Raw genomic sequence first — 21,375 nt, 5'->3', positions numbered from 1 at the left:
GGCAGAAATTGCTTCTAGCCAGCAGCCCGGCAGCCGTGCACCATTGAAAGATGGACCCCGTCGAAGCGCTGCGGGAAATTGCGTTCTGGCTCGAGCGCTCGCGTGACGAGGCACCGAGGATCGCCGCATTCCGGCGGGCGGCCGACGTGCTGACGTACGCGGACGAGGACGAACTGGCCGAGCTGGAGGAGCGCGGCTGGGTGTCGCCACCCGACATCGGATCCGAGGCCGCCGCGATCATCCGTGAGTGCGCCGAGTCGGTGCCGCTGTATCTGATGTACCTGCGCAATGCGGCCGAGCCGATCGGCCTCGGCGGGACCGAACTGCTCGACGCCCTCCGCGGCGACCTGCACACCCATTCCGACTGGTCGGACGGCCGGTGCCCGATCCGGGAGATGATGCGCCGCGCGGCCGCCCTGGGCCACGAGTACTGCGCGATCACCGATCACTCGCCGCGGCTGACGGTCGCGAACGGGATGTCGTCGGAGCAACTGCTCTCCCAGCTGAGCGTCGTCGCCGAACTGAACGCGGAACTCGCGCCGTTCCGCGTGCTCACCGGTATCGAGGTCGACATCCTCGACGACGGCTCCCTCGACCAGGACGACGACCTGCTCGCCGACCTGGACATCGTGGTGGCCAGCGTGCACTCGCACCTGGACACCGACCGTGCGACGACGACCAAGCGGATGCTGCAGGCCGTGAAGTCCCCGCACGTCGACGTGCTCGGGCACTGCACCGGCCGGCTCGTCGAGGGTGCGCGGGGACCGCGGCCCGAATCGAAGTTCGACGCGGAACGGGTGTTCGAGGCGTGCCGGGAGTACGGCACCGCGGTCGAGATCAACTCCCGCCCCGAGCGCCGCGACCCGCCGGGACGCCTGATCGACCTCGCACTGAACAGCGGGTGCAAGTTCTCCATCGACACCGACGCGCACACCACCGGTCAGCTCGCCTGGCAGGGCTACGCCTGCGAGCGCGCCGCCGAACGCGGAGTCGAGCCGTCGGACGTGATCAACACCCTGCCCGTGGCCGAGTTGCTGGAGTGGGCGGGAACACCGATCCGGCAATGATCCGCGTCGGCATCGTTGCGCTCGTAGTCGTCGCTCTGCTGGTCGCGGGGGTGTGGGTATTGCAGCGGCGTCTGATCTACTACCCCGACAACTCGCCGGTGCCGCCTGCCGACCGACTGATCGCCGGGGCCGAGGACATCACGTTGACCACGTCGGACGGCCTCGAACTGGGTGCCTGGTACGTCCCACCCGCGAGCGGGGGCCCGCGCATGACCGTCCTCGTGGCCGCCGGGAACGCCGGCAACAGGGCCGACCGCGCGCTGCTGGCGTCGGACCTCGCCGCCGCCGGTTTCGCCACACTGCTCTTCGACTACCGCGGGTACGGCGGCAACCCCGGCCACCCCGGCGAGGACGGGCTGGCACTCGACGTCCGAGCGGCCCACCGGTACCTCGTCGACGAACGTCGCGTGCCGCCGGAGCGGCTGCTCTACTTCGGGGAAAGCCTCGGCACCGGCGTCGTCACCGAACTCGCCACCGGGCATCCGCCTGCGGGCCTGTTGCTTCGGTCGCCGTTCGTCGACCTCGCGTCCGTCGGCGCCCGGCACTACCCGTTCCTGCCGGTCCGGCTGCTGCTGCGCGACCGTTTCCCCGTCGCGGAGTACGTCGCACGCATCGATGTGCCGACCACCGTGGTCTACGGCACCGCCGACAGCGTCGTCCCCCCGGACCAGAGCGCACGCGTGGCGGATGCGGCGCGCGGTCCCGTCGAAACCGTCGTGCTGCAAGGGGCGGGGCACAACGACGACGTGATGTTCGGGGGCGCGGAGATCGTCCGCGCCATCGCCGATCTGGCCGCGAGGGCGCTCCGCGCCCCGTGAGTGGTTGACGAGTCTCTGGACTCGCAAGCCACGCACAGGCGCGTCAGCGCACTATGACGACGTCCAGCGTCCGGGGACCGTGGACGCCCTCGACGCGGTTGAGTTCGATGTCGCTGGTGGCGCTGGGGCCGCTGATGAACGTCAGCGGCTTGGTTGCGTCGAGGGTCTGGAAGGCCTGCGGGACGGTGTCGACGATCTGATCGGTGCGCACGATGCAGATGTGGTGATCCGGGACCAGGGTCAGTGCCCGCCGCCCCTGCCCGGTGCCGCCGTCGAGCACGATCGTCCCGGTGGCGGCGATCCCGAGGGTGCAACCGGTGACGACCACGTCGAGCGCGTCGAGTTCGAGCGTCGACAGTTCGGCGGGTGCCCCGTCGACGACGACGTCACGTCGCGGCCGCCACGACAGCGGCAGGTCCGGCGGGACGACGGCGCGCGCGCCCTCCGCGATCAGCCCGGTGACGACCTCGGCGACCGTGCTCTCGTCGGCGCGATGGACCTGCGCGCGGTAGTCGTCGACGGTGTGGGCGAAGAACTCGACGTCCCCGGGCCCCGACGCAGGCAGGCGGTGGTAGTCGCGGGGAACGGGTTCGGGGGCGGGCGCGTCGGCGAGCGCCGACCGGATCCGGGACAGGATCTCTTCGCGTGCGGTCATCGTGTCGTGTCCTCGTGAGTGCGGGCCCACCATTGGCGGAAGGTTTCCTTCGGCGGGGAGGGGAGGTCGCGGCTCGCGGTCCACTTGGACCCCGGGTACGGCAGCGACGTGATGCGTCCCTTCTTGCCGCCCAGCACCCGGCCGACCTTGGACGCCGTCTCGGCGGCGGCGAAGCGCTTCTCCGACCCCATCACGAAGCCCGCGGCCTTCATCGCGAGGTCCTGGCCGCCGGGAAGCCCGTGCCGCTCGGAGTCGACCTGCTCCGCGCGCAGGTGCACGAGAATGCTGGGGATGTCGATGCGTACCGGGCAGGCGTCGAAGCAGGCGCCGCACAGCGTCGAGGCGAACGGCAGCGACGCGTTCGGGTCGTCGTGGCCGGTGGTCCCGGTGAGTTGCGGGCTGAGGATCGCGCCGATCGGGCCCGGATACACCGACCCGTACGCGTGTCCGCCTGCCCGCTCGTAGACGGGGCACACGTTCAGGCAGGCGCTGCAGCGGATGCAGTGGAGTGCCGACCGCCCGACCTCGTCGGCCAGCACGTTGGTGCGACCGTTGTCGAGGAGGACGACGTGGAAGTTCTGCGGGCCGTCGCCGGGATGCACCCCGGTCCACATGGAGGTGTACGGGTTCATCCGCTCGGCGGTGGACGACCGCGGCAGCAGTTGCATGAACACCTCGAGGTCGGTGAACGTCGGGACCAGTTTCTCGATGCCCATGAGGGTGATGAGGGTGTCGGGGAGGGTGAGGCACATCCGCCCGTTGCCCTCCGACTCCACCACCGCGAGGGTCCCGGTTTCCGTGACCCCGAAGTTCGCGCCGCTGACTGCCACCTTCGCGGAGAGGAACTTCCGCCGAAGGTGTGCCCGCGCGGCCATCGCCAGCGCCCGGGGGTCGTCGGTGATGTCCTTGTCGATGCCCGGCATCGATTTCAGGAAGATCTCACGGATCTCGGCGCGGTTGCGGTGGATGGCGGGAACGAGGATGTGGCTCGGCTTGTCTTCGCCGAGTTGGACGATGAGTTCGGCGAGGTCGGTTTCGATCGCCGCGATCCCGTTCGCCTCGAGGTGCTCGTTGAGGCCCGTCTCCTGGGTGGCCATCGACTTGACCTTCACGACCTCGTCGGAGCCGGTGGCCTGCACGAGGTCGGTGATGATCCGGTTCGCCTCCTCCGAGTCGCGTGCCCAGTGGACGGTGCCGCCGCGGGCGGTGACGTTCTCCTCGAACTGAACGAGCAATTCGGGGAGCCGCGCCATCACGTCCGCCTTGAGGGCGCTGCCCGCCTGCCGCAGTTCCTCCCAGTCCTCGACCTCGGCGACCGCGGCGATGCGCTTGTTGCGAATGGTGGTGGTGGCCGCGCCGAGATTGGCGCGCAGTTGGGTGTCGGCGAGTGATTTCCGCGCCGCGTCGGGGAAAGATTCTGTGCCCCGGATGTTTCCGGTGCCCGCATGGAAGGTGGGCGAGCCGAGGAACGTGGTCATGCGTTGCTCCCGATCTTCTCGGTGCTCGCCAGGATCTCGGCGAGGTGGACGGTGCGGACCCCGCTGCGCAGCCGGGACAGTCCGCCGCCGATGTGCATCAGGCAGGACGAGTCGCCGGCGCTGCACACCTCGGCGCCCGTGCTCAGGACGTTGCCCATCTTGTCGGCGAGCATCGCGGTCGACGTCTCGGAGTTCTTCAGCGCGAACGTTCCGCCGAAGCCGCAACAGGATTCGGCCGCGGGGAGTTCGATCAGCGTCATCCCCCGCACCGCGCGAAGCAGTTGCAGCGGTTTGTCGGCGACGCGCAGCATCCGCAGCGAGTGGCATGTCGGGTGGTACGTCACCCGGTGCGGGTAATAGGCGCCGACGTCGGTGACGCCGAGGACGTCGACGAGCAGTTCCGACAGTTCGTACGTCCGGGACGCGACCTCCTCGGCGCGCGTCGCGAGTGATTCGTCCCCGTACCGGCGGGCGACCATCGCGTGCTGGTGCCGGACGGATCCGACGCAGGAACCGGACGGCGCGACCGCGACGTCCCAGGACGGTCCCCTCTCGAACGCTTCCACGTGGTGACGGACGAGTGGGAGCGCTTCGGCCTGGTAGCCGGTGTTGACGTGCATCTGCCCGCAGCACGTCTGCTTCGGTGGGAACACGACCTCGTGGCCGAGCCGCTCGAGCAGGCGGACCGTCGAGGTGGCGGATTCGGGGAACAGGGCATCCGCCAGGCACGTGGCGAACAGGGCGATTCTCATCGGGTACTCCAACCGGGCTGGGCTGTGGTCTGACCACAGTAGCGCACTGTGGTCAGACCACACCAGGTAAACTTTCGTCGTGCGCACACACGAGGTCGTCCTGCACCGCATCGAGCAGGATCTGGCGGCAGGCAAACTCACCGTCGGCGGTCGTCTGCCCGCCGAACGCGCACTCGCCGAGGAACTGGGGGTCGGACGGTCGTCCGTCCGCGAGGCCATGCGCGTGCTCGAGGCCATGGGCATCGTCCGCACGGCCGTCGGGTCCGGACCGGACGCGGGCGCGATCGTGGCCGCCGACCCGGCCGCGTCCATCGGCGCAGCCATCCGACTGCACATGGCGACGCGCACGCTACCCATCCACGACGTCGTCCAGACACGCACACTGCTCGAGTCGTGGGCGGTGCAGGAAGCCGCCGGACAGGCCCCCGACCTCGACTTCTCGGCCATCGACACACTGCTCGACGCGATGGACGACGAGGACCTCTCACCCGAGGCGTTCCACCGGCTCGACGCCGACCTGCACGTCGCGATGGCCGGACTCGCGGGCAACGTCCTCGTCGAGGCGATGATGGTCTCGCTCCGCGACTCGATTCACGGCTACGTCATGCAGGCCGTTCCGCTCCTCGACGACTGGCCTGCCGTCGCGACCCACCTCCGCTGCGAGCACCGCGGCATCGTCGCCGCCCTCCGCGACGGGCACGGCGCCGAGGCCGCCGGCCTGGTGCGGGAGCACATCGAGGGCTTCTACGGGCGCTTCGCGCCCGTGCGTGGTTGAGGAGTCTCTGGACTCGTCAACCGCTCACGGGGCGGTACGCCCCCAGGATCTGCGCCTCGGCGTCTTCGAGGTAGGTCTTGAGTAGCTGACCTGCGGCTTCGGTGTTGCCGGCCGCCAGGGCGTCGTAGATCTCGTGATTGCGGGTGAGGTACGGGCCGTGGAATCGGTGGGCGTCGTCCATGACGTGGAAGACGAGTCGCGCCTCGTTCCACACGCTGCGCATCAGTTCGTCGATGCGATTGCTGTTGTTGAGGCTGGCGAGGGCGCTGTGGAAGTGGATGTCGGCGGTGCCGACTCCGGTCCAGTCTTCGACGGCGTACCGTTCGTCGGCCAGGTCGAGGGCCTCGGCGACGCGCGACAGGTCGCCGGTGGCGGGATCGAATCCGTTGACACCGGCGCATTCGACGACGCGCCGGCAGATGTACAGCTCGGTGATGTCCTCGGCGGTGGGCACGCGGACGAAGACGCCGCGGTTGAGTTCGTGCGCGACGAGCCGGTCTTCGATGAGGATCTGGAAGGCCTCGCGCACGGTGTTGCGGGAGACGTCGAGGGCGGCGCAGATGTCGGGTTCGGACAGTCGCGCCCCTGGTCGGAACGTTCCGTCGATGATCGCGTCCCGCAGAATGCCGGCGACCCGGGTGGTCCTGCTGGTGCGTTCGAGCAGGCCGCGGTGAGCGGCCAGGCGGGAATGCGCATCGCCGCGAAGGGCATTCGAGCTGGTCAAGTCCACTCCTCAGGTTTCGATCTCGACCGCAATCATAGTTGTGAGCTCGGTTCCGCGATGTCTTCCATGTTAAACGATCCTCTCAGGGTATTGCAGGATCGTTGAACGATTTGTACCGTGATGGGAGTTACACCGTTTCTTCCGGCAGTTACATCCCTTCTTCAGGCGAGGTGCCATGACCACAGATACACAGACCGAGGTCGCGCAGGCGCGCCCCTTCGACTGGTTCCGCACCCTCGGGCCGAAGGGAAAGAGAGCCTTCATCGGGGCGTTCGGCGGGTACGGACTGGATTCCTACGACTTCCAGGTCCTCCCGCTCGGCCTCGCGGCCATCGCCGCCTACTTCGGCCTCACCACCGGTCAGGCAGGCCTGCTGACGACGGTGACGCTGGTGGTGTCCGCGCTAGGCGGTGCCCTCGCCGGCATCCTCGTCGACAAGATCGGCCGGGTCCGCACCCTGCAGGTCACCGTCGCGACGTACACGATCTTCACGGTGCTGTGCGGGTTTGCGCAGAACTTCGAGACGCTGCTCGTCTTCCGCGCCTTCCAGGGCCTCGGCTTCGGCGGCGAGTGGGCGGCGGGTGCGATTCTCGTGGCCGAGTACGCCCGGGCCGAGTACCGGGGCCGGGCGGTCGCCTTCGTGCAGAGTGCGTGGGCAGTCGGCTGGGCGCTGGCGGTGATCGTCTACACCGTCGTCTTCCAGCTGTTCGACCCCGACGTCGCGTGGCGCGTGCTGTTCTTCACCGGTGTGCTGCCCGCCTTCCTCATCATCTGGGTTCGCCGGAATCTGAAGGACCCCGAGGTCGTCACGGAGCGCCGCGAGTCCGCGGGCAAGCAGACGGGCTCGTTCGCCGCCATCTTCCGCGGTGGACTGTTCCGCACTACCGTGCTCGCGTCGCTGCTCGCCACCGGTGTGCAGGGCGGCTACTACACGCTGGCGTCCTGGCTGCCCACATTCCTGAAGACCTCGCGCGGACTCGACGTCGTCGGCACCGGCGGGTACCTCGCCGTCCTGATCTCGGGTGCGTTCCTCGGTTACGTCAGCGGCGGCATCCTCACCGACAAGCTGGGCCGCAAGCGGACCATGCAGCTGTTCGCGTTCCTGTCGGCGATCTTCATGGTCGGCTACACCCAGGTGCCCGAGGGTGCGAACACGTTGATCCTGATCCTGGGCTTCCCCCTCGGCTTCTGCACGTCGGCGATCTTCAGCGGATTCGGATCGTTCCTGTCCGAGCTGTACCCGACGCAGTCCCGCGGCACGGGTCAGGGCTTCACCTACAACTTCGGCCGCGCGGTCGGTGCCGTGTTCCCCGCGGTCGTCGGTTTCCTGGCGGCCACCCAGCTGGGTATCGGCGGCGCAATGATCTTCGGTGCGCTCGGGTACGCCATCGCCGTCTTCGCCCTGTTCTTCCTCCCCGAGACCCGCGGGATCCAACTTGACTGACTCACCGGCCGACCTCCGCTCCGCGTTCCGTTCGGGACGTGTCACCCCGACCGCCGGTCTGGCGCCCGGATTCGCGCAGACGAACCTCATCGCCGTTCCGCAGGACTGGGCCTACGACGTTCTGCTGTTCACGCAGCGCAACCCCAAGCCGTGCCCTGTCCTCGACGTCGGCGACGTCGGCTCCCGCGAGACGGTGCTTGCCCCCGGCGCCGACATCACCACCGACCTGCCGCTGTACCGCGTGTGGAAGGACGGTGAACTGGCCGACGAGACCGCGGACGTGTCGGGGTTGTGGCGGGACGACCTCGTGGCGTTCCACATCGGATGCAGCTTCACGTTCGAGCACCCGGTGGCCGCCGCCGGGGTCCCGCTGCGGCACGTCGAGCAGGGCAGCAACGTCCCGATGTTCGTGACCAACCGTGAATGCAGGCCCGCGGGCCGGATGAGCGGACCGATGGTGGTGTCGATGCGGCCGGTTCCCGAACATCAGGTGTCGCTTGCGGCGGCGATCTCGGCGCGGATGCCCGCCGTCCACGGTGGACCCGTGCACATCGGCGATCCCACGGAACTCGGCATCGCCGACGTCGCGGCCCCCGACTTCGGCGATCCGGTGAACTTCGAGCCCGGCGACGTGCCGGTGTTCTGGGCCTGCGGGGTCACCCCGCAGGCGGCGGTGATGGCGTCCCGGTTGCCGTTCGCGATCACCCATGCGCCCGGATACATGCTGATCACCGACATCCCGGACAGCGAGTACGTGCTGGAGGTTCCCGATGCGCGTTGATCTGAACTGCGACCTCGGTGAGGGCTTCGGGCAGTGGACCCTGGCGGACGACGAGGCCCTCCTCGACATCGTCACCAGCGCGAACATCGCGTGCGGGTTTCACGCGGGGGATCCGATGATCATCCGCCGGGCCTGCGAGGGCGCGGCCGAGCGAAACGTCGCGATCGGTGCGCACGTGGGTTTCCGGGATCTGGCCGGATTCGGCCGCCGGGAACTCGCGGTGTCGCCGGCGGATCTGTGCGACGAGACGCTGTACCAGATCGGCGCGCTCGCCGTGTTCGCGCGTGCGGCCGGATCTCGCGTGTCGTACGTCAAACCGCATGGTGCGCTCTACAATTCCGCCGCACTCGACTACGAGCGGGCGGAGGCGATCGCGTCGGCCATCGGCCGGTTCGCCGAACCGCTCGCGCTGATGGGCCCACCCGGCTCGCAGTTGCAGCGTGCGGCGGAAACCCACGGCATCGAGTTCGTCGCCGAGGGTTTCGCCGACCGCCGCTACACCGCCGCGGGCACGTTGACCCCGCGCTCGGTGACCGGCGCCGTCATCGACGATCCCGACGTCGCCGCCGCCCAGGCCGTGCGCATGGTGTCGAGCGGAACGGTGGAGTCGATGGACGGCGACGACGTCGCGGTGCCGGTGCGCAGCATCTGCGTCCACGGTGATTCGCCGGGGTCCGTGCGCACGGCCCGCCAGGTCCGGCGCGCCCTGGAGAGTGCCGACGTCACGCTCGGGTCCTTCGCATGACCACCCCGAGCGCCGGCACCCGGATCCTTCCGGCGGGCAACCGGGCCCTCCTCGTCGAACTGGAGTCGGAACCCTTCGTGGTGTCGCTGACCGAACGCCTCCGCCGCACCCCGGTTCCCGGTGTGGAGGACGTGCTCCCCGCGGCGCGGACGGTGCTCGTGACCACGACTCCGCGCACCGACCTCGACGAGGTGCGCCGCGCGCTGCGGACGATGACCGTCGACCTCGAGGTGCACGAGGACAGCCGCGCAACCGATTCCGAGCCGGTCACCATCCCGGTCCGCTACGACGGCGCCGATCTCGCCGACGTCGCCGACCATCTGCGGTTGAGCCGCGAGGACGTGATCGCGGCGCACACCGCGGCCACCTGGCGCTGCGTGTTCATCGGATTCGCACCGGGTTTCGCCTACCTGAGTTGCGGCGACGACCGGCTCACCGTGCCACGGCGGGCGCAGTCCCGGACCGTGGTGCCCGCCGGGTCCGTGGCCCTCGCCGGTGGCTACGGCGCGGTGTATCCCCGGACCTCACCCGGCGGATGGCAGATCATCGGAACCACGGACTCCCCGATGTGGAACCTCGACGCGAACCCTCCGGCGCTGCTGCAGCCGGGGCAGCGCGTCCGATTCGTCGACGAGGAAACACTGTGAGTGAACTCGAAGTACTCGAAACGGGTCCGCTCAGCCTGATCCAGGACCTCGGCCGCCCCGGCTACCTGAGTTCGGGTGTGGGCGTGTCCGGCGCCGCCGACCGCGGATCCGCGAAGCTGGCCAATCGGCTGGTCGGGAACGACGAGAACAGCGCGTGCATCGAGGTGTTGATGGGCGGCCTCGCCCTCCGCACACGGGACGTGACCATCGTCGCCGTCACCGGTGCACCCGCGACGGCGCTGCTCGACGGAATCCCGATGGGCCACGCGAGCGTCGTCGTGATGCAACCGGGGCAGACGCTGCGCCTGCAGTACGCGCAGGTCGGCCTGCGCAGCTACGTCGGCATCCGAGGTGGCGTCGCGGTGCCGGACGTGCTCGGCTCCCGCAGCACCGACACCCTCTCCGGAATCGGCCCGGAAGCGTTGAAACCCAACGACGTTCTACTCGTCGGCACCGCGGCGACGAGCTTCCCGAACGTCGACGTCGCACCCGTCCCCCCGATGGAGGCGGGAACGCTGTCGGTGCGGGTCGTCGGCGGCCCCCGCGACGACTGGTTCACCAACCCCGAAGCATTGACCACGGGGGTGTGGGCCGTCTCCCCGGACACCGACCGCATCGGGGCGCGCCTGAACCGGCACGGTGACGCGCCGGCACTGGTGCGGACGTCCGAGGCCGAACTCCCGACCGAAGGTGTCGCGCTCGGCTCCATCCAGGTTCCGCCGAGCGGGCAGCCCGTCGTCTTCCTCGCGGACCATCCCATCTCGGGCGGTTATCCCGTCATCGGCGTCGTCGCGGACGAGGACATCGACCGGATCGCCCAGGCTCGACCAGGTCAACTGATTCGCTTCACCACTGCGTGATCGGCTTCGCTCCGATCCCACTACAGGAGATCACCCCATCGTCATGAACAGCATCGGCACGGAACTCGACACACCCTGGTCCCACGAGTTGTGGCGTAGCACGCTGCTCACGGAGCCGCATCGCCTCGACACCGCGGTCGCGCGCCACTACGCGTCCGCACTGCCGATCAGCTACGCCACCGAAACCGATCCGGCACAGGCGATCCGCGATGTCGCGGAGGTGGAGCGCCTCGGCGTCGACAGTGTGGCGCTGACGTTCACCACCGCCGAGGCGTCCGCACCGTACGAGAACCTCAAGATCTACGCGGTCGGGAAACCCGCACCGCTCAACGAGGTTCTGCCGATCCTGTCCAGCCTCGGCGTCAACGCGCTCGACGAACGTCCGGCCGCGCTGACCCGCCCGGACGGGCACCGTGCCTGGATCTACGACCTCACCGTCGATCTGGTCGCCGTGACGGACGGCCACGGAGTGACCCGGGACAGCCGGATCGCGGACGCGTTCCGGGCGGCGTGGACGGGTGAGACCGAGGTCGACGGTTTCAACGCGCTCGTCCTGCATGCCGGGCTGGGCTGGCGTCAGGTGACCGTCCTCCGTGCGTACGCCGCCTACCTGCGTCAGGCCGGGCTCCCGTACAGCCGCAGCAACGTCGAACGAGTCCTGCTGAGCAACAGTGCAATCACGCAACTTCTCGTCGAGTTCCACGCGCTTCGGCTCGACCCGGGTATCGAACGCGACGCCGCCGCGGAGGACGCGCTCGAGGGCCGCATCGTCGATGCGATCGACGCCGTCGCCGGGATCGACGCCGACCGGATCCTGCGGGCACTGCTGTCCCTGATCCGCGCGACCACCCGGACGACCTACTACGCCGATGACCGTCGGCCCGCGCGCGCTCTCGCGTTCAAGTTCGACTCTGCGTCGATCGACGAATTGCCGCTGCCCCGGCCGAAATACGAGGCCTACGTGTACTCGCCCCGGGTGGAGGGCGTGCACCTGCGATTCGACGACGTCGCCCGCGGCGGCATCCGGTGGTCGGATCGCCGCGACGACTTCCGCACCGAGATCCTCGGACTCGTCAAGGCGCAGGCGGTCAAGAACGCCGTCATCGTCCCCGCGGGAGCGAAGGGCGGCTTCGTCGTCAAGAACCCGCCCGCGCCGACCGGTGACGCCGCCGCCGACCGGGAGGCGACGGCGTCGGCGGGCATCTCCTGCTACCGCGAATTCATCTCGAGCCTCCTCGACATGACGGACAACCTCGACATCACGACCCGGCAGGTGATCGCGCCGGAGGGCATCGTCCGCCGCGACGGCGACGACACCTATCTCGTGGTCGCCGCAGACAAAGGGACAGCCGCGTTCTCGGACGTCGCCAACGCGATCGCGCTCGAGCGCGGATACTGGCTCGGCGACGGATTCGCGTCCGGCGGATCCGTCGGCTACGACCACAAGGCGATGGGCATCACCGCCCGCGGCGCGTGGGAAAGCGTCATGCAGCACTTCCGCGAGATGGGCGTCGACACCCGCACCGACGACTTCACCGTCGTCGGCATCGGCGACATGAGCGGCGACGTCTTCGGAAACGGGATGCTGCTCAGCCCGCACATCCGTCTGCTCGCCGCATTCGACCATCGGCACGTCTTCATCGACCCCGATCCCGACCCGCAGCGGTCGTGGGACGAGCGGGCACGCCTCTTCGCGCTCGGCAGGTCGAGCTGGAAGGACTACGACAAGGCGGTCCTCGGTGACGGCGCCATGATCGTCGACCGGTCCGCGAAGTCGGTTCGGCTGACCCCGCAGGCCCGGCGCGTTCTCGGGATCGACGACGATCGGGTCCTCACCACCGTCGAACTGGTGCGGGCCGTCCTCGGTGCGCCCGCCGACCTGCTGTGGAACGGCGGGGTCGGCACCTACGTGAAGGCGACGACGGAGAGCCACGCGGACGTCGGCGACAAGTCGAACGACGCGGTCCGGCTCGACGCGCCCGAACTGCGGGTCCGGGTGGTCGGCGAAGGCGGCAACCTCGGGCTGACCCAGCTCGGGCGAATCGAATACGCGCGCAACGGCGGTCGCGTCAACACCGACGCGCTCGACAACTCGGCCGGCGTCGACTGCTCGGACCACGAGGTCAACATCAAGATCGCCCTGGCGGGCGCGACCGCCGACAACACCCTCCCCGCGCAGGACCGGCGAGAGTTGCTGTCCGACATGACCGACGACGTCAGCAGGCTCGTCCTCGCCGACAACCGCAGCCAGAACGAGATGATGAGCCTGAACCGGGCGCAGGCCGGCACCCTCGTCAGCTTCCACTCCCGCATGGTCGACGACCTGGAACGGCGCGGACACGTGGACCGCGCGATCGACGTGCTCCCGACGTCCGCGCAGTTCGGCGCGCTCGAACGTGAGCAAAAGGGGTTGACGAGCCCGGAGTTGGCGCAGCTCACCGCGCAGGTCAAGCGATTCATCAAGAGCGAGGTGTCGGGCACGACCCTCCCCGACAACGGGGTCTACGCCGGCCGGCTCCACAACTACTTCCCGCCGCGCCTCGGCCGCGAGTTCGCGCACACGGTCGCCGCGCATCCGCTGCGCCGGGAGATCGTCACGACGTCGGTCGTCAACGACATGGTCGACCGCGCGGGGATGACGTACGCCTTCCGCCTGCGCGAGGAGACGGGCGCCGACTCCGCGGAGGCGGTGAACGCCTTCACCGCGGTCGCCGAGATCTTCGACCTCGGAGAGACTTTCGAGCGGATCCGGGCGTCGGCCGACACCACACCGACGGTCGGCACGAACGCACTGACGGTGCAGACCCAGCGACTGATCGACCGCGCGTCGCGGTGGCTGACCACGCACCGGCCGCAACCGCTGCCGCTCGAGGCGACGATCGCCCGCTACCGTCCGGTCGTCCGCGACCTCGGGCCACGCGTGCGGGAATGGTTGCGGGGCGACGAGATCACCGCGGTGGGGCGGCGCACCGAGGCCCTCACATCGCGTGGGGCGGAGACCGGGCTGGCCGCGGACGTGGCGGACCTCCTGCACACGTACTGCCTCCTCGACATCGTGGACATCGCGGAGATCTCACAGCACAGTCCCGAGGACGTCGCCGAACTGTACTTCGCGCTGTCGGCGCACCTGCACATCAACACCGCGCTGACCGCCGTCACGGCGCTCCCCCGGCTGGACCGCTGGCACGCCCTCGCCCGCCTGGCCCTGCGCGACGACCTCTACAGCTCGCTGCGCGCCATCACCCTCGACGCGCTGTCCGTGAGCGAACCCGGCGAGGACGCGGCCGACAAGGTCGACCAGTGGGAACAGCACAACGCCGCCCGGCTCGCCCGCGCGCGGGCACTGCTGACGGAGATCGAGTCGGAGGTCGCCACCGAACCCACGCTGGCGCTGATCTCCGTCGCGGCCAGGCGGATCCGGGCGATGACGCGGTAGGCGCTTCGCGCCCGTGCGTGGTTAAGGAGTCTCAGGACTCGTCAACCACGCACAGGCCGCGGAGCGGCCTAGAGTACCTGGGACAGGAACTGCTGCAGCCGTTCGGTTTCGGGATTGTCGAACAGCTGGTCCGGCTTCCCGGTCTCGACGACGGCGCCGTGATCCATGAACAGCACCGTGTCGGAGACCTCGCGGGCGAACCCCATCTCGTGGGTGACGACGACCATCGTCATGCCGCCCTTGGCGAGGTCGGCCATCAGCGCGAGGACGCCCTTCACCAGCTCGGGGTCGAGCGCCGAGGTGGCCTCGTCGAAGAACATCACCTCGGGCTTCATCGCGAGGGCGCGGGCGATCGCGACGCGCTGCTGCTGCCCGCCCGACAGGTTGCCGGGCCGGGAGTCTGCCTTGTTGGCGAGCCCGACGAGTTCGAGCTGTTCGAGCGCCAGCGACCGTGCCTCGTCCTTGGACATCCCCTTGAGCTTGCGGGGGCCGAGGGCGATGTTGTCGACGACGGTCTTGTGCGGGAACAGGTTGAAGTGCTGGAACACCATGCCGATGCGCTGCCGCAGCTTGTCCGGGTTGTCCTTCAGCACCGACTTGCCGTCGAGGAGGACGTCGCCCTGATCGGGTTCGTGCAGCCGGTTGAGGACCCGCAGCAGGGTGGACTTTCCGGAGCCGGACGGTCCGATCACGGTGACGGTGTCGCCCGCGTCGACGTGGAGGTCGACGCCGCGGAGCACCTTGTTGGTGCCGAATGCGAGATGCAGGTCGGTGCCAGTGAGAGAGACGGCCATCGCCTTATCCCCTTTCCACGACGATGGACTGTTCCACCGGGTCGAGCGTGCCGGACGTGTCGGCGCGGCCGGTGCGCAGACGGTTGTCGATGTAGTTGACGAGGTGGGTCAGCGGAATCGTCATCGCCAGGTAGAACAGGCCGGCGGCGACGAGCGGCGACAGGTTGCCGGTCTGGGCGTTGAGGTCGCGGCCGACGGCGAACAGTTCCCGCTGGCTGACGAGCAGGCCGAGGAAGTAGATCAGCGACGAGTCCTTGATGAGGGAGATGAACTGGTTCATCAGCGCGGGCAGCACCCGTCGCACACCCTGCGGGACGACGACGAGCGTCATCGACTTCCGGTAGCTGAACCCGAGCGCCCGGGACGCTTCGAGCTGTCCGGGTTCGACGCTCTGGATGCCGGACCGGAAGATCTCACCGATGTATGCGGACGCGAGCAGTGACAGCGCGGCGGCACCGAGCCAGTACGGGTTGTTGCCGGTGAGTCCCTTGACGATGGGTCCGGCGCCGAGGCCGACGATGAGGATGATGACGACGGCGGGCAGTCCGCGGAACACGTCCGTGTAGATGCGGGCGGGCCAGCGGAGCCAGCGGGTGCGGGAGATCCCTGCCATCGCGAGCAGCATGCCGAGGACGGTGCCGACGATGCCCGACGCCAGCGCGAGGATCAACGTGTTCGGCAGACCGGTCTTGAGCAGATCGGGGAACGCCCGGGTGTAGAGGTCCCAGTTGAAGAACGTGTCCTTCAGCTGCTGGAGTGTCGACTTGGGCTCCGCGACGGGGGTTTCGGTCGTGTTCTGTGCGTTCTGGGCGGCGAGCGCGGCGAAGTCGGGCAGGTCGGGCACCGGTGCCGACTTGCTGCCGGGCTTCCAGCCCTCGGGCAATTCGCGGGGCACCCAGTCGGAGTACAGCTGCGCCCAGGTGCCGTCGGCGATGACGGCGTCGAGCCCGGAGTTGAGGGCGTCGATGAGCGGCTGGTTCTCCTTGTTGACGGCCCAGCCCACGAAGTTGTTGACGCTGAAGGTGTTCTCGACGATCGACGTGGGATCGCCCGGCGCGATGGCACCCTCGGCCTGCTGCGACGGCGCCACCCAGGCGTCGATCTGCCCGGACTTCAGGTTCGCGTAGGCGGTGGCGTAGTCGGGGAACTTCACCGGGTTCAGCTTCAGCGTGTTCACGACGTAGTCGTCCTGGACGGTGCCCTGGACGACGCCGATCCGAGTGGTCTCGGTCAAGTCGTCGAAGCCCTGGATCGGACCGCCGTTGGGAACGACGAGGGAGAAGTAGCCGAAGTCGTAGCCGTTGGTGAAGCCGACGGTGTTGCGGCGCTCGTCCGTCGTCGTGATGGAGGAGGATCCGACGTCGAAGCGGCGCCCGGCAACCTGGGCGAGCAGTCCGGCGAACTCGGTGCCGACGAAGTCGACGCGCAGGCCCAGCTTGTCGGCGACGGCCTTCAGCAGTTCGTTGTCGTAACCGGTGAACTGGTTCTCCGAGTTCACGCAGATGCTCGGCGGCGCGTCGGACAGCGTGCCGACGGTGAGCACGCCGGGGGTGATGAGGTTCAGCTTCGACGCGTCGATCTGGTCGACCGGGGTGGTCGACGGCGTCGTGTAGCGGTCCTCGGCCGCGGCGCCTGCGGCGGCGAGGTTGGTCGGGGCGGCGGTGGCCGCGCCCACGCCGGGTGGCGAACACAGATCCTGCGGTGCCGCCCCGGACGTTTCCCCGTCACTCGAACACGACGACAGGGTCAGCGCCAGCAGGGCGGTGAGCAGTAGCGCCACCACCACACGGATCTTCGCTCCGACGGAAGAAAACATGGTGAGCAGCGTAACCCTGGCAGTCGGTATTTCCGGGGTCGGAGGACGTCGGGGCGACGCCCGTCACTCTCCTTGTTTGTCATACAAACAAAGTCGAGTTATTGTTTGTCATACAAACAAGTGGGAGCAGTCATGGTGCCGCAGACGGGCCGAGCAGCGCGAGCGACCCGGGAGTCCGGTCGTCAGACCCGCGACGCCCTGTTCACCGCCGCCACCGAACTGTTTCTCGAGCACGGCGAGGGCGTCCCGATCACGCAGATCTGCGCCGCCGCCGGGGCGCACCCCAACCAGGTCACCTATTACTACGGTTCCAAGGAACGACTCTTCGTCGAGGTCGCGTGTGCTGCCGTGCTGCGCGCCGGCAAGCGGGCCGAGGACGACGCGGCCACCGCGGAGACCGTCGGCGACTACACGGAGAAACTCGTCGGCTCCCTGCTCGGACCCGGCGCCCCCAGCGTCGAACTCTTCACGTCGGCGATGCTGATGACGGGACGTCGCAGCGAACTGCGCGATCTCATCACCGACACCCTCCGCACTCTGCACTCGTCGGGCGAGGTCGCGCTGATCCGCACCCTGATGCGAACCGGGTGGCAACTGCGCGCCGGCATCGACGTCGAATCGAAGGCGTTCTGGTCGGCAATCTTCGGACTGGTGATCCAGAAGACCGCCACCGGTGAGAGCTTCGGCTACTCGCTCGAGGAGGCCGTCGCCGTCATCTTCGCGAACCTGCAGATCCCCGAGACCGTCCGCAACACCTCCATCGACTGAACTTCTCTTCTCCAAGGAGCGCGATGAACATCGTTCGCGTATTCGACAGCAACGTCCGGAAGACCCCCGACAAGGCGTTTCTCCATTTCCAGGGCCGCGACCATACGTATGGTTCCGTGCAGGACGGTAGCCGCCGGGCCGCCGCCCTGCTGCGGACACTGGGGGTCGAGCACGGTGACCGCGTCGCTCTCATGTGCTTCAACACCCCCGGATTCGTCTACGCGATGCTCGGCGCCTGGCGCATCGGCGCGGTGGTGGTTCCGGTCAACCACAAGATGCAGGCACCCGAGGTCGACTACATCCTGCGGCACGCGCGGGTGAAGGTGTGCGTCTTCGACGGCGAACTCGCACCCGTGATCGAGCGGCTCGAGACGCCGGTGCAGCTGCTGTCCACCGACACCGCCGTGGCGGGCCACACCTTCTTCGACGACGCGATCGCGGACCTGGACGGCATCGACGGCATCGACCTCGACGAGAACGACCCCGCGGAAATCCTCTACACGTCCGGCACCACCGGCGCGCCCAAGGGCTGCGTGCACAGCCACCGCAACGTCGTGCTCGTGGCGACTACGGCGGCCCTCGGTCTGTCGATCACCCGCGAAGAGCGACTACTGATGGCCGTCCCGATCTGGCACGCGTCGCCGCTCAACAACTGGCTGATGGCGACGCTCTACATGGGCGGCACCGTCGTGCTCGTCCGCGAGTACCACCCCGTCCACTTCCTGGAAGCGGTACAGCAGCAACGCATCACGCTGTGCTTCGGTCCGCCGGTCATCTACACCACGGCACAGAATGCGGTGCCGGACTTCGCCGACCACGACCTGTCCAGCGTCCGGGCCTGGCTCTACGGCGGCGGCCCGATCGGCGCCGACGTGGCGCGCCGACTCGTCGAGTCGTACCGGACCACCCGCTTCTACCAGGTGTACGGGATGACGGAGACGGGTCCCGTCGGGGCCGTCCTCTACCCGGAGGAACAGCTCGCGAAGGCCGGTTCGATCGGCCGGGCGGCGCTCGCCGGCGTCGACATGCGCCTGGCCGGCCCCGACGGCGCCGACGTGCCCGCCGGGGAGATCGGCGAGATCTGGCTACGCACCGAGACCGTGATGCAGGGCTACCTCGACGATCCCGCCGCCACCGCAGCCGTGTTCGCCGACGGCGGCTGGTACCGCACAGGCGATCTCGCACGCAAGGACGACGACGGCTACCTCTTCATCGTCGACCGGGCGAAAGACATGATCATCACCGGCGGCGAGAACGTCTATTCCAAGGAAGTCGAGGACGCCATCTCCGGCCATCCCGACGTCGTGGACGTCGCGGTGGTGGGCCGGCCGCACCCCGAGTGGGGTGAGACCGTCGTCGCGCACGTCGTGTGGCGCGAACCGGACGTCGTGGGTGCCGACGACATCCGCGACTACCTGTCGGACAAGCTGGCGCGCTACAAGATTCCCCGCGACTACGTGTTCGCCAACGTGCTGCCCCGCACCCCCACCGGCAAGATCCAGAAGCACCTGATCCGCTCCGCGAGCTGACTCACGAAAGACACTGCCATGACTACTTTTTCCGAAACGAACGTCACCCATCCCGCACCCCACCGGACGCACACCGTGCTCAACCAGTCGGTGCCCCGCACCGACGTCAACGAGTTCACCCTCGACACGGTGCTGTCCGAGGGGGTTCGCCGCCACGACGCCGGCTGGGCCACCGGCGAACTCACCGGCATCGGCGCACTCGTCGGCAGTGCCACGTTCCAGCACGACGCCGAACTCGCCAACACGATCATCCCCGAACTGAAGACGTTCGACCGCTGGGGCAACCGGATCGACGAGGTCGAATACCACCCCGCGTATCACCGGATCATCTCCGCGGCCGTCGCGCACGGGGCGCACACGTCGGCCTGGGCCGACCCCAAGCCCGGCGCGAACGTCGCGCGCGCAGCGGCATTCATGATGTTCGCGCAGATCGAACCCGGACACTCCTGCCCGATCTCGATGACCAACGCCGCCATCCCCTCCCTCGACCTGCAACCCGACGTCGCCGCGATCTGGAAGCCGCGCGCACTGTCCCGCAGCTACACCCCCGAACTCGACGCACCCGGCAAGGCGTCCGCGATCTTCGGCATGTCCATGACGGAGAAGCAGGGCGGCTCCGACGTCCGGGCCAACACCACCGTCGCGAAACCCGCCGGACGCGGCGGCCCCGGCGCCGACTACCTGCTGACCGGGCACAAGTGGTTCTGCTCGGCCCCGATGTCCGACGCGTTCCTCGTCCTCGCGCAGGCGGAAGGTGCAGGTGGCGAGGGGCTCTCGTGCTTCCTGCTGCCCCGCATCCTCCCGGACGGCACCCGCAACGTCTTTCGCATCCAGCGGCTGAAGAACAAGCTGGGCAACAAGTCCAACGCGTCGTCCGAGATCGAACTCGACGGCACCGTCGGCGTCATGGTCGGCGAACCGGGGCGCGGCGTCCGCACCATCATCGAGATGGTCGCGCGCACCCGCCTCGACTGCGTGCTCGGCAGCACCGCGGGCATGCGGCAGTCCGTCGCGGAGGCGGTGTGGCACGCCCGGCACCGCTCGGCGTTCGGGAAGGTCCTGGCCGATCAGCCGGCGATGACGTCGGTGCTGGCCGACCTGGCGCTGGAGTCGGAGGCGGCCACCGTCACCGCGCTGCGCCTCGCTCGCGCCCACGACGAGGACGCGAGCGAGCAGGAACGCAGCTTCCGCCGGCTCGCGACCGCGGTCGCGAAGTACTGGATCTGCAAGCGCGGCCCGCACCACGCGTACGAGGCACTGGAATGCCTGGGCGGCAACGGGTACACCGAGGACTTCCCGCTCGCCCGCCGCTACCGGGAGCAGCCCGTCATGGCCGTGTGGGAGGGGTCGGGCAACGTCATCGCCCTCGACGTCCTGCGCGCGATGACCCGCGAACCCGACAGCGTCGCCGCATTCGACGCCGAGGTGAACCTGGCCCGCGGCAGCAACGCGGTGCTGGACGAGCACCTCGACCGGGTCCGTCGTCAGCTCGGCGAACTCGCCACCGAGGACCCGGCCCGCGCACAGTCGCGCGCCCGCACGGTCGTCGAATCGATGGCCCTCGCACTTCAGGCGTCGCTACTGACCCGCTTCTCACCCGCCGCCGTCGCCGACACCTTCATCGATGCCCGCCTGGGCCCGGACCGTACTCACGAATACGGCACCCTCTCCACGTCCGCCGACCTCGGGTCCATCCTCGGTCGGGCATAGGCGGCTCCGCCGCCCGTGCGTGCTTGACGAGTCTCTGGACTCCTCAACCGCGCACGGGCGCGAAGCGCCCTCGAACTCGGACGGTGGCCCAGGTGAGTTGTTCACGCAGCAGCAGGGCCGCCCAGGAGATGGTCTGCACGGGTTGGACCAGTTGGACCTGGCTGACCTGTGCCATCGGCCCGATCGCGAGCCCGCGGTACCAGGCGAAGAATCCGAGGAACGTGCTCTCACCACGCCCAGGTAGGCGAACGCCGCCCACTCGATCGGTGACCCGGTTGGCGGCTGCCGGATCGCCGAAATGACTGTCAGGGCGATCATCAGCGGCGCGGCGACCATCAGAGCCCAGGACACCGTCTGCCATGCGCCGAGTTCGCGTATCCGACCGCGGCGGAGGCTCTTTGCCGCGGACAACAGCCGTGACCGCGGTCGCCGCCGGCAGCAGCGCGATGACGACAGCACCGTGACTGGCGGGCGCAGTCGTCAGGGCGAACGACGTGAGGAGCGGGAAGCCGACGACGATTCCACCCGCCACCACAGCGAGACGGATCCATTGCGCTCGCGGCTCCGCCGCCCGTG

At 68.8% G+C, this 21,375-nt stretch carries 18 protein-coding genes and 1 pseudogene; 12 read left to right on the top strand and 7 right to left on the bottom strand.

The genetic code is table 11. The features are described from left to right. Positions 1-50 precede the first annotated feature (50 nt). Both RHA1_RS16915 and RHA1_RS16910 read left to right on the top strand, forming a co-directional pair. Positions 51-1,067, top strand: a complete 1,017-nt coding sequence (locus RHA1_RS16915; RefSeq protein WP_011596108.1) for a PHP domain-containing protein — start codon at positions 51-53, stop codon at positions 1,065-1,067. Continuing rightward, positions 1,064-1,885: an alpha/beta hydrolase gene (locus RHA1_RS16910; RefSeq protein WP_011596107.1), complete on the top strand. Its 822-nt coding sequence runs from the start codon at positions 1,064-1,066 to the stop codon at positions 1,883-1,885. The genes RHA1_RS16915 and RHA1_RS16910 overlap by 4 nt, the downstream gene beginning before the upstream one ends. Before the next feature lie 43 nt (positions 1,886-1,928). On the opposite strand, the gene RHA1_RS16905 is transcribed toward RHA1_RS16910, so the two are convergent. From RHA1_RS16905 to RHA1_RS16895, 3 genes are read right to left on the bottom strand one after another with little or no spacing between them, the layout of a single operon-like run. Further along, positions 1,929-2,540 carry a LutC/YkgG family protein gene (locus RHA1_RS16905; protein ID WP_011596106.1) on the bottom strand — a complete coding sequence of 204 codons (612 nt, stop codon included), beginning with the start codon at positions 2,538-2,540 and terminating at the stop codon, positions 1,929-1,931. Next, the gene (locus RHA1_RS16900) at positions 2,537-4,018 is read right to left on the bottom strand and encodes a LutB/LldF family L-lactate oxidation iron-sulfur protein (RefSeq protein WP_011596105.1); all 1,482 of its coding nucleotides are present in this window, start codon (positions 4,016-4,018) and stop codon (positions 2,537-2,539) included. The genes RHA1_RS16905 and RHA1_RS16900 overlap by 4 nt, the downstream gene beginning before the upstream one ends. Next, entirely contained in the window at positions 4,015-4,770 is a 756-nt protein-coding gene (locus RHA1_RS16895) for a (Fe-S)-binding protein (protein WP_029539765.1), read from the bottom strand. The genes RHA1_RS16900 and RHA1_RS16895 overlap by 4 nt, the downstream gene beginning before the upstream one ends. Before the next feature lie 79 nt (positions 4,771-4,849). Here RHA1_RS16895 and RHA1_RS16890 point away from each other — a divergent pair, with 79 nt between their 5' ends. Beyond that, positions 4,850-5,545, top strand: a complete 696-nt coding sequence (locus tag RHA1_RS16890; RefSeq protein ID WP_011596103.1) for a FadR/GntR family transcriptional regulator — start codon at positions 4,850-4,852, stop codon at positions 5,543-5,545. Between the two features lie 16 nt (positions 5,546-5,561). On the opposite strand, the gene RHA1_RS16885 is transcribed toward RHA1_RS16890, so the two are convergent. Further along, complete coding sequence (locus RHA1_RS16885) at positions 5,562-6,275, bottom strand: GntR family transcriptional regulator (RefSeq protein ID WP_016884833.1); 714 nt, start codon at positions 6,273-6,275, stop codon at positions 5,562-5,564. 169 nt (positions 6,276-6,444) lie between these two features. Between RHA1_RS16885 and RHA1_RS16880 the strand changes: the two genes are divergently transcribed. Genes RHA1_RS16880 through RHA1_RS16855 form a run of 6 tightly spaced genes read left to right on the top strand, consistent with a single transcriptional unit; the run spans position 6,445 to position 14,182 of the window. After that, complete coding sequence (locus RHA1_RS16880; protein ID WP_009476476.1) at positions 6,445-7,713, top strand: MFS transporter; 1,269 nt, start codon at positions 6,445-6,447, stop codon at positions 7,711-7,713. Next, entirely contained in the window at positions 7,706-8,494 is a 789-nt protein-coding gene (locus RHA1_RS16875) for a putative hydro-lyase (protein ID WP_011596101.1), read from the top strand. Before RHA1_RS16880 ends, RHA1_RS16875 begins: the two co-directional genes overlap by 8 nt. Continuing rightward, entirely contained in the window at positions 8,484-9,239 is a 756-nt protein-coding gene (locus RHA1_RS16870) for a LamB/YcsF family protein (RefSeq protein WP_011596100.1), read from the top strand. The genes RHA1_RS16875 and RHA1_RS16870 overlap by 11 nt, the downstream gene beginning before the upstream one ends. Then, positions 9,236-9,886, top strand: a complete 651-nt coding sequence (locus RHA1_RS16865) for a 5-oxoprolinase subunit B family protein (RefSeq protein ID WP_009476473.1) — start codon at positions 9,236-9,238, stop codon at positions 9,884-9,886. Before RHA1_RS16870 ends, RHA1_RS16865 begins: the two co-directional genes overlap by 4 nt. Continuing rightward, complete coding sequence (locus RHA1_RS16860; RefSeq protein WP_009476472.1) at positions 9,883-10,746, top strand: 5-oxoprolinase subunit C family protein; 864 nt, start codon at positions 9,883-9,885, stop codon at positions 10,744-10,746. Before RHA1_RS16865 ends, RHA1_RS16860 begins: the two co-directional genes overlap by 4 nt. A gap of 43 nt (positions 10,747-10,789) precedes the next feature. Next, positions 10,790-14,182: an NAD-glutamate dehydrogenase domain-containing protein gene (locus RHA1_RS16855; RefSeq protein ID WP_011596099.1), complete on the top strand. Its 3,393-nt coding sequence runs from the start codon at positions 10,790-10,792 to the stop codon at positions 14,180-14,182. Between the two features lie 68 nt (positions 14,183-14,250). Here the strand turns inward: RHA1_RS16855 and RHA1_RS16850 are convergent, their stop codons facing one another. Together RHA1_RS16850 and RHA1_RS16845 are read right to left on the bottom strand one after the other, a co-directional pair. Continuing rightward, the gene (locus RHA1_RS16850) at positions 14,251-14,976 is read right to left on the bottom strand and encodes an amino acid ABC transporter ATP-binding protein (RefSeq protein ID WP_011596098.1); all 726 of its coding nucleotides are present in this window, start codon (positions 14,974-14,976) and stop codon (positions 14,251-14,253) included. Positions 14,977-14,980: 4 nt separating this feature from the next. After that, positions 14,981-16,792: an ABC transporter substrate-binding protein/permease gene (locus tag RHA1_RS16845; protein ID WP_011596097.1), complete on the bottom strand. Its 1,812-nt coding sequence runs from the start codon at positions 16,790-16,792 to the stop codon at positions 14,981-14,983. A 132-nt stretch (positions 16,793-16,924) separates the two neighbouring features. On the opposite strand from RHA1_RS16845, the gene RHA1_RS16840 reads away from it, so the two are divergent. The 3 genes from RHA1_RS16840 to RHA1_RS16830 are packed head-to-tail and all read left to right on the top strand — an operon-like array spanning position 16,925 to position 20,799. Further along, a complete protein-coding gene (locus tag RHA1_RS16840) occupies positions 16,925-17,560 on the top strand; it encodes a TetR/AcrR family transcriptional regulator C-terminal domain-containing protein (protein WP_011596096.1) in 636 nt (211 codons plus the stop codon). A 23-nt stretch (positions 17,561-17,583) separates the two neighbouring features. Then, a complete protein-coding gene (locus RHA1_RS16835; protein ID WP_011596095.1) occupies positions 17,584-19,089 on the top strand; it encodes a class I adenylate-forming enzyme family protein in 1,506 nt (501 codons plus the stop codon). Positions 19,090-19,107: 18 nt separating this feature from the next. Next, positions 19,108-20,799, top strand: a complete 1,692-nt coding sequence (locus tag RHA1_RS16830; protein WP_011596094.1) for an acyl-CoA dehydrogenase family protein — start codon at positions 19,108-19,110, stop codon at positions 20,797-20,799. A 43-nt stretch (positions 20,800-20,842) separates the two neighbouring features. On the opposite strand, the pseudogene RHA1_RS16825 reads toward RHA1_RS16830, so the two are convergent. Further along, positions 20,843-21,373, bottom strand: a pseudogene (locus RHA1_RS16825) (EamA family transporter); the annotation flags it as partial. Positions 21,374-21,375 lie beyond the last annotated feature (2 nt).

Origin of the sequence: Rhodococcus jostii RHA1 (genome assembly GCF_000014565.1) — a bacterium.
Classification (GTDB): Bacteria; Actinomycetota; Actinomycetes; order Mycobacteriales; family Mycobacteriaceae; genus Rhodococcus_F; species Rhodococcus_F jostii_A.
Note: the sequence above shows the minus strand (reverse complement) of the source record. Positions and strands in the feature narration are given on the sequence as shown.

Excerpts from the sequence above, each read along its gene's own strand:
- RHA1_RS16840 (WP_011596096.1), top strand. The coding sequence starts at position 16,925 with ATGGTGCCGCAGACGGGCCGAGCAGCGCGAGCGACCCGGGAGTCCGGT.
- RHA1_RS16910 (WP_011596107.1), top strand. The coding sequence starts at position 1,064 with ATGATCCGCGTCGGCATCGTTGCGCTCGTAGTCGTCGCTCTGCTGGTC.
- RHA1_RS16835 (WP_011596095.1), top strand. The coding sequence starts at position 17,584 with ATGAACATCGTTCGCGTATTCGACAGCAACGTCCGGAAGACCCCCGAC.
- RHA1_RS16880 (WP_009476476.1), top strand. The coding sequence starts at position 6,445 with ATGACCACAGATACACAGACCGAGGTCGCGCAGGCGCGCCCCTTCGAC.
- RHA1_RS16855 (WP_011596099.1), top strand. The coding sequence starts at position 10,790 with ATGAACAGCATCGGCACGGAACTCGACACACCCTGGTCCCACGAGTTG.
- RHA1_RS16865 (WP_009476473.1), top strand. The coding sequence starts at position 9,236 with ATGACCACCCCGAGCGCCGGCACCCGGATCCTTCCGGCGGGCAACCGG.
- RHA1_RS16895 (WP_029539765.1), bottom strand. The coding sequence starts at position 4,770 with ATGAGAATCGCCCTGTTCGCCACGTGCCTGGCGGATGCCCTGTTCCCC.
- RHA1_RS16915 (WP_011596108.1), top strand. The coding sequence starts at position 51 with ATGGACCCCGTCGAAGCGCTGCGGGAAATTGCGTTCTGGCTCGAGCGC.
- RHA1_RS16905 (WP_011596106.1), bottom strand. The coding sequence starts at position 2,540 with ATGACCGCACGCGAAGAGATCCTGTCCCGGATCCGGTCGGCGCTCGCC.
- RHA1_RS16850 (WP_011596098.1), bottom strand. The coding sequence starts at position 14,976 with ATGGCCGTCTCTCTCACTGGCACCGACCTGCATCTCGCATTCGGCACC.
- RHA1_RS16900 (WP_011596105.1), bottom strand. The coding sequence starts at position 4,018 with ATGACCACGTTCCTCGGCTCGCCCACCTTCCATGCGGGCACCGGAAAC.
- RHA1_RS16830 (WP_011596094.1), top strand. The coding sequence starts at position 19,108 with ATGACTACTTTTTCCGAAACGAACGTCACCCATCCCGCACCCCACCGG.
- RHA1_RS16870 (WP_011596100.1), top strand. The coding sequence starts at position 8,484 with ATGCGCGTTGATCTGAACTGCGACCTCGGTGAGGGCTTCGGGCAGTGG.
- RHA1_RS16845 (WP_011596097.1), bottom strand. The coding sequence starts at position 16,792 with ATGTTTTCTTCCGTCGGAGCGAAGATCCGTGTGGTGGTGGCGCTACTG.